Source organism: Allobosea sp. 01N443 (assembly GCF_056399325.1).
Genome location: NZ_JBFTRC010000034.1, coordinates 45,027 through 57,473 on the forward strand (window position 1 = coordinate 45,027; position 12,447 = coordinate 57,473).

Consider the following 12,447-nt stretch of genomic DNA (forward strand, 5'->3'; position numbering starts at 1 on the left):
GAACTGCTTCGGCCGCGCGGCCGTTCAGGCGGCGCGGACGAAGTAGGATTGCAGCGATCGTACTTCGAGATCGCCGCTGCAATAGGCCTTGATGCCCTCGGCAGCCGCGATCGCTCCGGCCAAGGTGGTATAATAGGGCACCTTGTGCAAGAGGGCGGTGCGGCGCAACGAGCGTGAATCCGCGAGTGCCTGTGGGCCGTCCGTCGTGTTGAAGACGAGCTGGATCTCGCCGTTCTTGATTGCGTCGACGACGTGCGGCCGGCCTTCCAGAACCTTGTTGATCTTGGCGGCTGGAATGCCTTCCTCCTGCAACAGGCGCAGCGTTCCACCGGTGGCAAGGATGCGGAAGCCGAGATCGGACAGGATGCGCATGGAGGGCACGATGCGCGGCTTGTCCGCGTCGCGCACCGAGACGAACACAGTCCCCTTGATCGGTACCTTGGAGCCTGCACCGAGCTGGCTCTTGGCGAAGGCGATGTCGAAGGAGCGGTCGAGGCCGATGACCTCGCCGGTCGAGCGCATCTCCGGACCGAGCAGCACGTCGACGCCGGGGAAGCGCGCGAAGGGGAAGACCGCTTCCTTGACGCCGACATGGGTCAGAGCAGCGGGCTTCAGCCCGAAGCTCGCGAGGCTCTCGCCGGCCATGATGCGCGCTGCGATCTTGGCGATCGGTTCGCCGATGACCTTGGCGACGAAGGGCACCGTGCGCGAGGCGCGCGGGTTGACCTCGAGGACATAGATGACGCCGTCCTTGATGGCGTATTGCACGTTCATCAGCCCACCGACATCGAKCGCCAGCGCCATGGCCTTGGTCTGGCGCTCGAGCTCAGCGATGGTCGCCAGCGAGAGTGAACGGGGCGGCAGCGAGCAGGCCGAATCGCCCGAGTGGATACCGGCCTCCTCGATATGCTCCATGATGCCGGCGATGAAGGCGTCCTTGCCGTCGCTGAGGCAGTCGACATCGACCTCGATCGCGTCCGAGAGGTAGCGGTCGAACAGCAGTGGGTTCTTGCCGAGCACCGTGTTGATCTGGCCGGTCTTGTCGTTCGGGTATTTCGCCTTCACCTCGGACGGGATCAGGCTCGGAAGCGTGCCGAGCAGATAGTCCTCGAACTGCGGCTCGTCGCGGATGATCGCCATGGCACGACCGCCGAGCACATAGGACGGACGCACGACGAAGGGCAGGCCGAGCTCGGCCGCGATCATGCGCGCCTGTTCGACTGAATAGGCGATGCCGTTCTTGGGCTGCTTCAGATGCAGCTTGTCGAGCAGGCGCTTGAAGCGGTCGCGGTCCTCGGCGAGGTCGATCATGTCGGGCGAGGTGCCCAGGATCGGGATGCCGGCCTCTTCGAGCGCATTCGCCAGTTTCAACGGGGTCTGGCCGCCGAACTGGACGATGACGCCATGCAGCGTGCCGCTGCGCTTCTCGGTCTCGAGGATCTCGAGCACGTCCTCGGCGGTCAACGGTTCGAAATAGAGTCGGTCGGAGGTGTCGTAGTCGGTCGAAACCGTCTCCGGGTTGCAGTTGACCATGATGGTCTCATAGCCGGCATCGCGCAGCGCGTAGCAGGCGTGGCAGCAGCAATAGTCGAACTCGATGCCCTGGCCGATGCGGTTCGGGCCGCCGCCGAGGATGACCACCTTCTTGCGGTCGGACGGGTTGGCCTCGTCAGCCGGCATGCCGGCGAAGGGCATGGCATAGGTCGAGTACATATAGGCGGTCGGTGAGGCGAACTCAGCGGCGCAGGTGTCGATCCGCTTGAAGACCGGCCGCACTTCGAGCGCATGTCGGCGCTGGGTCACCTCGGCCTCGGTCAGGTTCGCGAGCGCAGCGAGGCGCTTGTCCGAGAAGCCCATCGCCTTGATCTGGCGGAAGGCGCCGGGCGTCGTCGGCAGGCCGTACTTGCGCACCTTGTCCTCGGTCTCGACCAGCCCACGCATCTGCTCGAGGAACCAAGGATCGATCTTGCAGCTTTCGTGGATCTGCTCGTCGGTGAAGCCGAAGCGCATCGCTTGGGCCACCTGCAGCAGACGGTCTGGCGTCGGCGAGGAGAGGGCGGCCTTGATCGCGTTCTTGTCGTCGCCCTGGCCCAGACCTTCGATTTCGATCTCATCGAGGCCGTCGAGTCCGGTCTCCAGCGAGCGCAGCGCCTTCTGCAGCGATTCCTGGAAGGTGCGGCCGATCGCCATCGCTTCGCCGACCGACTTCATTGCGGTCGTCAGGGTCGGCTCGGCGCCGGGGAATTTCTCGAAGGCGAAACGCGGGATCTTGGTGACGACATAGTCGATCGTCGGCTCGAACGAGGCCGGCGTCGCGCCGCCGGTAATGTCGTTCTCGATTTCGTCGAGCGTGTAACCGACGGCAAGGCGCGCGGCGACCTTGGCGATCGGGAAGCCGGTCGCCTTGGAGGCCAGCGCCGAGGAGCGCGAGACGCGCGGGTTCATCTCGATGACGATCATCCGGCCGGTGGCAGGATCGACCGCGAACTGCACGTTCGAGCCACCGGTCTCGACGCCGATCTCGCGCAGCACCGCCAGCGAGGCGTCGCGCATGATCTGATATTCCTTGTCGGTCAGCGTGAGCGCCGGGGCGATGGTGATCGAATCACCGGTATGGACGCCCATCGGATCGATGTTCTCGATCGAGCAGACGATGATGCAGTTGTCCGCCTTGTCGCGGACGACCTCCATCTCGTACTCCTTCCAGCCGAGCACGCTCTCTTCGATCAGCACTTCGCTGGTCGGCGAAGCGTCCATGCCGCGCTCGCAGATCTCGATGAATTCGCCCTTGTTGTAGGCGATGCCGCCGCCTGTTCCACCCATGGTGAAGGAGGGGCGGATGATTGCCGGCAGACCGATGTCGTCAAGCGCCTCGAGGGCTTGGCCGAGCGTCCTGACATGGTGCGAGCGCGGCGTATCGAGACCGATCTTGGTCATCGCCTCGCGGRACAGCTCGCGGTCCTCGGCCTTGTCGATGGCTTCGGCGGTGGCGCCGATCATCTCGATATCGAATTTCTCGAGTACGCCCATCTTCTTGAGCGAAAGCGCGCAGTTCAGTGCCGTCTGGCCGCCCATGGTCGGCAGCAGCGCAAAACCGCCGGGCAGGACGTTGCGCTCCTTCTCGATGATCTTGGCGACGATCTCGGGCGTGATCGGCTCGACATAGGTGGCATCCGCGAGGTCCGGATCCGTCATGATCGTGGCCGGATTCGAATTGACCAGGACGATGCGGTAGCCCTCGGCCTTCAGTGTCTTGCAGGCCTGGGTTCCGGAATAGTCGAACTCGCAGGCCTGGCCGATGATGATCGGGCCGGCGCCGATGATGAGGATCGTCTTGATGTCTGTGCGCTTGGGCATGGGTCCGGCCAGTGCTTGTGCGGGCGCGCGCCGGAAGGATCCCCGTCCGCGAGGAAAGGGGAGTCAGCGAGCGCCTGAATGAATGCTAGGCGCTCGCTATAGAGGGAGGTTGCCGCGGAAGGAAGGGAAAAGCGCGCTTACCTCTCTTCAACGCACAGACGTCGCCACAGGGACCCTGCCGATTTCCAGTTCGCGACGCGCGGTCCGGCGTCGCCGGATGGAGATCCAAAGCAGGGTAAGTGCACCGATCTCGCACATCGCGCCGACGAAACCGAGTTGCCATGAGGCGCCGTGGCGCAGGGTCTGCTGGCCCAATGCCGAGCCGGCGGCGATGCCGATATAGAGCGCGGATGCATTGAGCGAGAGCGCGACGACGGTCGCGTCGGGCGCCATCGCGGCGAGCCTCGACATCTGCGAGGGGTGCCCGGCCCAGCCGGCCATGCTCCAGACGAAGAGGATCGCCGGAGCGACGAAGACGGCCGCCGCGGGGGGCAGCGTGATCGCCATGAGCGAGGCGGAGGCGAGCGCCAATGCGAGCACCGTGAGGACGAGGGTGAGGGTGCGCTCCGGGCCGAAGCGGTCGCTCGCCATTCCACCAGCCTGGTTGCCGATGGCCGAACCGATGCCGGAGACGATCAGGGCGGCGCTGAGCCAGGGGCCGCTGATGCCGGCATGGGTCGCGAGGAAGGGCGCGACATAGGTGTAGAGCGTGAAGGCGCCGGTGGTCCAAAGCGCGGTGGTGCCGAGCGCCAGCAGCACATCGGCGCGGCGAGCGACCTGCAGGCGCTCGCCGAGCGAATTGGCGCCGCGCGGCAGGTCGTCAGGCAGGTTCAGGAGCAGCCCGGCGACGCCAAGGGCGCCAATGAACGCGACCAGGAGGAAGGCGAGATGCCAGCCGCCATAGGAGGTGATGGCGGTGCCGAGCGGGACGCCGAGAATCAGCGAAACCGTCATGCCGCCCGTGACCAGCGCGATAGCCCGGCCACGCCGCTCCGGTAAGACCAGCGCGACCGCGACCGCGTTGGCCGACGGCATGAAGACGCCGGCCGCGAGCGCCATGGCGATGCGCGCGACCATCAGCCAGGCGAAGCTCGCCGCGAAAGCGGCAAGCAGATTGGCAAGGGCGAAGACGCTGAGCGAGCCGGCGAGGACCATCCGGCGGTCGACGTCGCCCAGCAGGGTGGAAAGGACCGGGGAGCCTAATGCATAGGCGACGGCGAAGATCGAGATCAGCAAGCCGGCCGTATCGATCGAGGTGCCGAAGGCGGCCGCCAGATTCGGCAGGATGCCGGTGATCATCAGGCTTCCCGTGCCGATGACGAAGGCGCCGCCGGCGAGCCAGACGAGACGCGTGTCCATTGGACATTCCTTCAAAATTTCAATGATCGTTGAATTTAAGATCGTGTTCGATCTGCTGTCAATCTTAATTTCAATGAACGTTGAATATTGTCAGGAGTGCCGCAATCTCCTATGTCCGGGGCATGAAGCCGATCTTTCATCCCGACATGGACGGCATTGACGCAGCGACGGTCTTTGGCGCGCTTGCCGATCCGACGCGGCTCGCCATCGTCCTGGCGCTGGCCGACTCCGAGGAGTTCGAGGCGCGCTGCGGAAGTTTTACGGATTTCGCCTCCCCCTCGCTGCTGGCCTATCATTTCGCCAAGCTGCGCGAGGCGGGCATAACCCGGGCCCGGGCGGAGGGCACGTCCCGCTTCATCAGCCTGCGGCGCGGAGAACTCGACGGCCGCTTCCCCGGGCTGCTCGACAGCATCATTGCGACGGCGCGGCGCGATCCGTCGCTTCCCCGGTTTTCCGAAGACAAGCTGCTCGCTCCGTAGGGGGCATCAGCCCATCCCGGTCGAAACCGGCTTGCCAATGTTTCGCATCGCTGTTTATGTTATGTTGTAACATAACATAATGGATGCCGAATGGATTCCCGCCTTCCCGTCACCGTGCTCTCCGGCTTTCTCGGGGCCGGCAAGACCACGCTCCTCAATCACGTCCTCAACAATCGGGAAGGCCGCAAGGTTGCGGTCATCGTCAATGACATGAGCGAGGTGAATATCGACGCCGATCTGGTGCGGGAGGGCGGGGGCAAGCTCTCGCGCACCGACGAGAAGCTGGTCGAGATGAGCAATGGCTGCATCTGCTGCACATTGCGTGATGACCTGCTCGCCGAAGTGCGTCGCCTCGCCGGGGAAGGACGCTTCGACTACCTGCTGATCGAAGGCACCGGCATTGCCGAGCCCTTGCCGATCGCCGCGACCTTCGAGTTTCGCGACGAGGATGGCGCCAGCCTCTCCGATCTCGCGCGGCTCGATACGATGGTGACCGTCGTCGATGCCATCAACCTGATGAAGGATTATGGCTCGCGCGACTTCCTGCGTGAGCGCGGCGAGACGGCGGGCGAGGACGACGAGCGCACCCTGGTCGATCTCCTGGTCGAGCAGATCGAGTTCGCCGATGTCGTCGTCCTGAACAAGGTGTCGGATGTCGCGCCGGAAGAGCGCGATCTGGTGCGCAAGATCATCCGGGCGCTCAATCCCGATGCAAAGCTGGTCGAAACCGATTTCGGGCGTGCTCCGCTCGCAGCGATCCTCGATACGGGCCTGTTCGACCATGAGAAGGCGGAGCAGCATCCGCTCTGGTACAAGGAGCTCCATGGCCGCCGGGATCATGTTCCGGAAACCGAGGAGTATGGCATCTCCTCCTTCGTCTACCGCGCCCGGCGGCCATTCCATCCGGAGCGGTTCAACGCCTTCCTGGCGCGCGACTGGGACGGCCTGATCCGTGCCAAGGGCCATTTCTGGCTGGCGACCCGGCCGGAATGGGTCGGCGAGATGAGCCTTGCTGGCAGCGTCTGCCGAACCGAGGCGATGGAGTTCTGGTGGGCGTCCGTGCCGCGCAGCCGCTGGCCCGACCATCCCGAATGGAACGCAATCCTGAACCGACACTGGCATTCGGTCTGGGGCGACCGGCGGCAGGAGCTGGTCTTCATTGGCTCGGGCATGGACCAGCAGGCCATCACCAGCGCGCTCGACGCCTGCCTGCTCGGCGAGACGCCGACCATCAGCTTCAAACCGGAACGCTACCGCGACCTGCCTGACCCATTTCCGGTCTGGCGCCGGGCCGCTGCGGCCTGAGAGATCCGGTCCGCATACCGGCGGACCTTTGCCCTTCGTTCACAGGAGACAACGATGCGTTTTCAGTTCGCAGCGGGAGCTGCGCTTACCCTTGTTCTCGCCGCAGCTGCGGCCTCTGCCCATGATCACGCCACCTTGCGTGGCCGGCTCGTCTTTGCAGATCACGAGAAGCCGGTCGTGCGCGTGCTCGACCTCGACTCCGGCGAGGTGACGCATAGCTTCGATGTGCCGAAACCCAACCCGTCCTTCGCCAGCGCCGAGGGCGGCCGTTTCATCGTCATCAAGACAGGCGACGAGGTTGGCACCATCCGCTTCCTCGATAGCGGACTGCGCTATGAATCTCATGGCGATCACGTCGATGTCGACAAGGGGCCGGTCAGGCTGCTCGACTTCGCCGTGAAGGGCGACCGCCCGGCCCATGTCGTTTCCAGGCATGGGCAGATTGCGCTGTTCTTCGACGGAGACAGGCCCTGGGAGCGCAAGAGCGAGCCGAAGGCGGTGCTGGTCGATCTCAAGAGCCTGGATGGCAAGTCTCCCGTCAGCAAGATATGGCCAAGCCCGGCGCCGCAGCACGGCATTGCCATTCCGCTCGGGCGCCGGCAGTGGCTGATGTCGGTGCCGAATGCGATCTACGCCAAGGGCGAGGACCGCAGCGCCTCGTCTCGGCCGGACGGCTTTGAAATCCTCGAGCGCGGCAAGGGCTGGAAGCGGGTCGCAAGCTTCAACGATCCTGCACGCACTGACGCCTCCTGCAAGCTCTTCCACGGTTATGCCGAGAGCAAGGGGCGCCACGTCTTCGGCTGCAATGACGGGGTGGATGGCGGCGTTCTCGTCCTCGCCCGGGATACGTCCGGGCGCTGGACTGCGCGCAAGATCGCCTATCCCGACGAGCGGCGCGTCAGTGCCATCAAGGCGCGCACGGGCGCGCGCTATGCCGTCGCCAATTACGGGCTGAAGGGGCCATACAATGCGCTTCTGCGGATCGACCCTGCCGCAACCTTGCTCTCGGTCGCGGATGTCCTGCCGGTGCCAGGCGGTCAGCCAGCCTGCCAGTTCGATCTCGACGCTGGTGGCGACCGCCTGGCGAACCTCACACCGGACGGCAAGCTCCGCGTCTATGAAATCGCGCCGGCCTGGCGAGAACTCGCCAGCTTCGACGCGGTACCCGCCTTCGATTGCCAGTACGGCGCGAAATCGCCGACGCCGAGCCTGGGCATCGTCGGGAACAGCGCCTTCGTCAGCGATCCCACGAGCGGTCGTATCAGGGAGTTTCATTTGGATACGCTGAAGCAGGGGCTCGACATGCCGGTCGGCGGGATGCCCGCCAATCTCGCCGGCGGTGGCGATGCCGGCTGAAGGGCTGCGCGGAGCGTTCCGGTCGGAATTCCGGAAGCCATCACGGCACACCGCGATCTGATGACTTCCGGACCTGCGCCGCCTCGCGCCTTGCCTGGGCTGCCTTGATTGAGTGTGCCATGCGGGGCTTGCGCGGGCCTTCACGCGAGCCGGTACTGGCCAGCAGGAAAATGCTGTAGAGGGCGGGGATGCCTCTCTCTCGTCTTCCCCGTCAGTCGCGCCAGATCGTGGCCTATGTTTTCTCCGGTGGCGTGACGGCGGTGGCGCATTATGCGCTGCTGATCGGACTGGTCGAGCTTGGCGGGGTCGCCCCGGTGCCGGCTACGCTTGCCGGTTTCACGCTCGGCGCGGTCGTGTCCTATACGCTGAATCGCTGGCTGACCTTTGACGCTACGCACAGCCACGCCCAAGCGACCTGGCGCTTTGCGCTGATCGCAGCGGGCGGCTTCGTGCTGACCGGCATCCTGATGCATATCTTCGTGACGCGGGCTGGCCTACCCTATCTGCCGATGCAGATCGTCACGACGCTGCTCGTGATGGTGTTCTCCTTCCTCGGCCATAAATTCTTCTCCTTCGCGGATCGCGAAGGCGTCTAAAGCATCGGCCCGAAATGTGGATTGCGGTTTTCGGGAAGGCCGATGCAAACACAAAGGGTTAGATCATCTGTCCGGATACGATTTCCGGGCCGATGATCTAGTGGCGGCTTAGCCCGGATTGCGGGCGCGGAAGGTCATGCGGTGGGGGTTGTGGCCGAAGTTCGGCTGGCGCTCGATCTCGTCGAACCCGCCCTCTCGGATCAAAGTGACGATGGCGGTATCGCTATAGGTCGAGAGCCCGTACTCGGCGCGCAGCTTCCGGTAGTCGGAGAACGCGGTGCGTACGAGCCCGCCGAGCGCGGCAATCAGGAAGCCGCCGCGCCAGGCGAAGGAGAGCAGTTGCGTGGCGTCGGTCAGCGCGCTGACATCGGGTGGAATCACGTCGGCGATGACGAGATGTCCGCCGGGCTTCAGCTTGCGCCKCCAGAGCAGGAGCAACTGCGCCAGCTCCTCGCGGTCGAGATACTGGATCAGCGAGTTGGCGACGACGAGATCGAGCGCGCCGTCGTCCAGTGCCTCGATCTCCTCCGGCGAGACGACGGTGATCGCCGGGATCGCGCCAAAGGTCGCGCGCAGCTTTTCACGCACGCTCGGGGCGGCCTCGCAGAGATAGAGCCTGGCGCAGGCTGCGGCGACGCGATCGGCGGCGAGGGCTTCGCCACAACCGTGATCCAGTACGACCGCCTCGGGCGAGGGGATATGGCGAATCAGGTCGGTGGCGATCTGGCGGTAATGCAGCAGCTTGTGACGGGGCGAGACATAGATCGCGTGCTCGCTGTTCCAGAAATCGCGCCAGGACATCGTCTCGCCGTCATCCGCTCAGTGACGGACACACGGGCGCCCGTTTCGGCCTCAGGACTACGCTGTCGCTGCGGGTATCGGCAACCGCCGATATGGAGTTCGCGCAACACCTCGCCAGTTCCGCATCCTTCTGCCGGCTCGGCATTTCCCTGCGCCGACCGCTCGGCTTAAGGTCGCGCAAGGCTGGGAGGCTTGCATGCTGCTGTTGCCGCGACTTCTGAAACGCTTCGTCAGGCAAGGACGCCTGACGGTGATCACCCCGGACGACAAGCGCCATGTCTTCGGGCCGGGCCCAGGGGCGATCCTGTTCGCAGGTCAGAACAAGACGGCGCCGGCTGTCACCGTGCGCTTCTCGGACGACAAGATCGAGCGGGAGATCTTTCTGAATCCCGAACTGGCCCTGGCCGAAGGCTACATGGACGGGCGGGTGAATTTCGAGGACGGCTCGACGATCCATGACCTGCTCAGCCTGTTCTGGCTGCAGCGCAAGGAGATGCGCAAGCATCCGCTGCAAAAGGCGATCCGCAACATCCGCTTTCGCATCCGGCGCTTCCGCATGCACAACCCGCTCGGCGTGGCCGGCAAGAAGGTCAAGCACCACTACGATATCCCGACCGATTTCTACCGGCTCTGGCTCGACGAGACGATGACCTATTCCTGTGCCTATTGGCATAGTCCGGAGGTCGGGCTCGAAGCCGCGCAGAAGGCAAAACTCCGCCATATCGCGGCCAAGCTGAAGATCGAACCCGGCATGACGGTTCTGGATATCGGTTCGGGCTGGGGCGAGCTCGCGATCTATCTCGCCAAGGCCTGTGGGGCCAAGGTGACCGGGCTGAATGTCTCGCCCGACCAGATGGCGGCGGCGCAGAAGCGGGCCGAAGCGGCCGGGGTCGGCGGCAGCGTCACTTTCATCAACAAGGACTATCGCGAACTGACCGGCAGCTTCGACCGCGTCGTCTCGGTCGGCATGATGGAGCATGTCGGCGTTGCGCATTATCTCGAATATTTCGAGAAGATCCGCGATCTTCTGACGCCGGACGGGATTGCGTTGGTGCACTGTATCGGCCGGGTCGGCCCTCCGGGCTTCACTGGACCGTTCTTCGACAAATACATCTTCCCGGGCGGGTACGCCCCAGCGATGTCGGAGGTATTCGCCGCGGTCGAGCAGACAGGGCTCTGGTCGTCGGACTGCGAGTTCTGGCGCCGGCATTACCACTGGACGCTGGCTGCCTGGCGACAGCGGTTTCTCGCCAAGCGCGAGGAGGTCGTCGGTATGATGGGCGAGCGTTTCGCGCGGATGTGGGAGTTCTACCTCTCGGCCTGCGAGATCTCGTTCGATATCGGGGGAGACATGGTTTTCCAGCTCCTGCTAGGGCCGCACAAGAGCGCTGTGCCGGTGATCCGCGACTACATCACCGAGAACGAGAAGGCTTTGGAGGCGCAGGGTTTCTGAGGCGGGCGACATGCCGTTCCGTAGGGCCTCGGATACGGGTTGGAACATCTCCGCCGGCGCTCAGGCATGGATCCCGGCTCTTCCCAACGGGCTGGCCGCGGTGAGTTCGCATCGTGCCTCGGCCGGCGCTCGTTGGGCTAGCGCCTCAAGCGTCGGTGGCTTGCGTGAAATCTAGCGCCAGAAGCGCTTCGTCATAGAACTGGCCGTTGACGTACAACGCCTTGGACTCGATGCCATAGGGGGCAAAGCCAAGCCGGGCGTAGAGCGAGTGCGCGGCACGGTTCGTCGTCACGACACAAGCTTGGAGCACCAGGACGTGGCGGGCGGCGTGTCCGATGACGGCATCGACGAGGGCGCGGCCGACGCCGTCCCCGCGCCAGCCGGCCACGACATAGACGCCCCAGAGCACGCCCTTGTGGCGCGACTTGGCGGAGGTCGTTGCACGGAAGCCAGCGATCCCGATCAGGTCACCGCTGTCGGAGAAGGCCCCGAAGACCCTGTTGGGTTCCTCGGCCGAGAGGCGCGAGCGGAAGAAGCTGTCCGGTTGGGCGGCCTCTTCGGCGTGGCTCGCGCCGAAGGCTTCCGGCGTGTCGGAAAGCGCAACCAAGCGCAGCGCGCGGAGTGCGACCCAGTCTTCCCCCACCAATGGTCGTACGCGAACGCCAGCGGCAGACGGAGATGATTGAATGGCACTGGGCTGATCACTGGTCATACGCATCCTCGCGGGGCAGGCGAGGAACAGTATCGCAGCGGGCGCCCGTGGGGGAAGCTGGTGCTCTCAGCGCTTCAGATTGACAATCACGACACCGCCCAGCGCCATGACCCCACCGAGGATGCCGAGTGCAGTCGGAGCCTCGCCGAGCCAGAGAAAGCCCATCAAGGTCGCGACCGGTGGCACGCAATACATGAAGTTCGAGGCGCGGCCCGCAGGCAGCCGCGCGAGCATCATCGTCCAGGTCGCATAGGCGAGCAGGCTTGGCACAATCCCGAGATAGACGACGGCAAAGAGAGCTTCGCTCGACGCAGAGGCCGACTGGCTGACGGCATGCGGGAGGAACGGGGAGAGGGCCAGTGCACCCACGACCATGTTCCAGGCCGAGACGGTGAGCGCCTTGTGCCGGGCGAAAAGCGGCTTCTGGACGACGGCGGTGACCGATTGGCAGAGTGCAGCGCCAAGGATGAAGAGGACGCCGGTGCTGAGCTCGATGCCCTGGCCTTCGCCTAATGCGATCAGGCCAATGCCGGCGAAGGAGATCGCGGTGCCGAGCCAGGCGAGTGGCCCGAAGCGTTCGCCGAGGATCAGCATCGCCAATCCGGCGGTGATGATCGGATTGACGTTGATGATGAAGCTCGCGGCGCCGGCAGAGACCGTCTTCTCGCCGAAATTCAGCAGGGTCGTGTAGAGCGCGACATGAACCAACCCACCAAGAAGGAAGCGCCAGCCATCGGACCAGCCGGGCAGGGCAGGGCGCATAATGGCGAGAAAGTTCGCGCTCGGGACGGCCGCGATCGCGAAACGAGCGGCGCCGAGCTCGATCGGCCCTAACGCCGTCAGCCCGGCCCGGATCGCGGGAAAGGCGGAAGCCCAGGCGATCACGGTAAAGGCGACGACGGCGACGGTGGCCGGATCGAGGCTGCGCGGCGTGGAGACGGCTGGGTTGAGCGAGTTCATGTCGAGCCTCGGTGGTCAGGGGTCGACACGTGATAGATACCCGGGCAAGCTGATTGACAAACGAGTAAT

10 protein-coding genes are annotated in these 12,447 nt (G+C 64.7%); 5 read left to right on the forward strand and 5 right to left on the reverse strand.

Annotated elements, in window-relative coordinates; translation table 11 throughout:
- Positions 1 to 24: 24 nt before the first annotated feature.
- Together carB and AC1DRP_RS11650 are read right to left on the reverse strand one after the other, a co-directional pair.
- Positions 25 to 3,357 carry a carbamoyl-phosphate synthase large subunit gene (gene carB / locus AC1DRP_RS11645; protein ID WP_476768556.1) on the reverse strand — a complete coding sequence of 1,111 codons (3,333 nt, stop codon included), beginning with the start codon at positions 3,355 to 3,357 and terminating at the stop codon, positions 25 to 27.
- Positions 3,358 to 3,504: 147 nt separating this feature from the next.
- Positions 3,505 to 4,716 (reverse strand): MFS transporter, encoded by a 1,212-nt coding sequence (locus AC1DRP_RS11650; protein ID WP_441505265.1) that lies wholly within the window; start codon positions 4,714 to 4,716, stop codon positions 3,505 to 3,507.
- A 122-nt stretch (positions 4,717 to 4,838) separates the two neighbouring features.
- On the opposite strand from AC1DRP_RS11650, the gene AC1DRP_RS11655 reads away from it, so the two are divergent.
- From AC1DRP_RS11655 to AC1DRP_RS11670, 4 genes are all read left to right on the forward strand, one after another.
- Positions 4,839 to 5,195, forward strand: a complete 357-nt coding sequence (locus AC1DRP_RS11655) for an ArsR/SmtB family transcription factor (RefSeq protein ID WP_476768557.1) — start codon at positions 4,839 to 4,841, stop codon at positions 5,193 to 5,195.
- A gap of 90 nt (positions 5,196 to 5,285) precedes the next feature.
- Complete coding sequence (gene zigA, locus AC1DRP_RS11660; protein ID WP_476768558.1) at positions 5,286 to 6,500, forward strand: zinc metallochaperone GTPase ZigA; 1,215 nt, start codon at positions 5,286 to 5,288, stop codon at positions 6,498 to 6,500.
- 54 nt (positions 6,501 to 6,554) lie between these two features.
- Positions 6,555 to 7,856: a hypothetical protein gene (locus tag AC1DRP_RS11665; RefSeq protein WP_441489405.1), complete on the forward strand. Its 1,302-nt coding sequence runs from the start codon at positions 6,555 to 6,557 to the stop codon at positions 7,854 to 7,856.
- Between the two features lie 188 nt (positions 7,857 to 8,044).
- Positions 8,045 to 8,452 (forward strand): GtrA family protein, encoded by a 408-nt coding sequence (locus AC1DRP_RS11670; RefSeq protein ID WP_441505268.1) that lies wholly within the window; start codon positions 8,045 to 8,047, stop codon positions 8,450 to 8,452.
- A 108-nt stretch (positions 8,453 to 8,560) separates the two neighbouring features.
- Here the strand turns inward: AC1DRP_RS11670 and AC1DRP_RS11675 are convergent, their stop codons facing one another.
- Entirely contained in the window at positions 8,561 to 9,253 is a 693-nt protein-coding gene (locus tag AC1DRP_RS11675) for a methyltransferase domain-containing protein (protein WP_476768559.1), read from the reverse strand.
- Between the two features lie 196 nt (positions 9,254 to 9,449).
- Between AC1DRP_RS11675 and AC1DRP_RS11680 the strand changes: the two genes are divergently transcribed.
- On the forward strand, positions 9,450 to 10,706 hold the full coding sequence (locus AC1DRP_RS11680) for a class I SAM-dependent methyltransferase (protein WP_476768560.1): 1,257 nt from the start codon (positions 9,450 to 9,452) through the stop codon (positions 10,704 to 10,706).
- A gap of 145 nt (positions 10,707 to 10,851) precedes the next feature.
- Here AC1DRP_RS11680 and AC1DRP_RS11685 read toward each other — a convergent pair whose 3' ends face one another.
- Together AC1DRP_RS11685 and AC1DRP_RS11690 are read right to left on the reverse strand one after the other, a co-directional pair.
- Entirely contained in the window at positions 10,852 to 11,418 is a 567-nt protein-coding gene (locus AC1DRP_RS11685) for a GNAT family N-acetyltransferase (RefSeq protein WP_441505271.1), read from the reverse strand.
- A 66-nt stretch (positions 11,419 to 11,484) separates the two neighbouring features.
- Complete coding sequence (locus AC1DRP_RS11690; RefSeq protein WP_476768561.1) at positions 11,485 to 12,378, reverse strand: DMT family transporter; 894 nt, start codon at positions 12,376 to 12,378, stop codon at positions 11,485 to 11,487.
- Positions 12,379 to 12,447: the final 69 nt, after the last annotated feature.

What these genes read in the sequence shown, in the direction of transcription:
- AC1DRP_RS11650 (WP_441505265.1), bottom strand. Translation starts at nt 4,716, where the DNA reads ATGGACACGCGTCTCGTCTGGCTCGCCGGCGGCGCCTTCGTCATCGGC.
- AC1DRP_RS11670 (WP_441505268.1), top strand. Translation starts at nt 8,045, where the DNA reads ATGCCTCTCTCTCGTCTTCCCCGTCAGTCGCGCCAGATCGTGGCCTAT.
- AC1DRP_RS11685 (WP_441505271.1), bottom strand. Translation starts at nt 11,418, where the DNA reads ATGACCAGTGATCAGCCCAGTGCCATTCAATCATCTCCGTCTGCCGCT.
- AC1DRP_RS11655 (WP_476768557.1), top strand. Translation starts at nt 4,839, where the DNA reads ATGAAGCCGATCTTTCATCCCGACATGGACGGCATTGACGCAGCGACG.
- AC1DRP_RS11690 (WP_476768561.1), bottom strand. Translation starts at nt 12,378, where the DNA reads ATGAACTCGCTCAACCCAGCCGTCTCCACGCCGCGCAGCCTCGATCCG.
- zigA (WP_476768558.1), top strand. Translation starts at nt 5,286, where the DNA reads ATGGATTCCCGCCTTCCCGTCACCGTGCTCTCCGGCTTTCTCGGGGCC.
- AC1DRP_RS11680 (WP_476768560.1), top strand. Translation starts at nt 9,450, where the DNA reads ATGCTGCTGTTGCCGCGACTTCTGAAACGCTTCGTCAGGCAAGGACGC.
- AC1DRP_RS11665 (WP_441489405.1), top strand. Translation starts at nt 6,555, where the DNA reads ATGCGTTTTCAGTTCGCAGCGGGAGCTGCGCTTACCCTTGTTCTCGCC.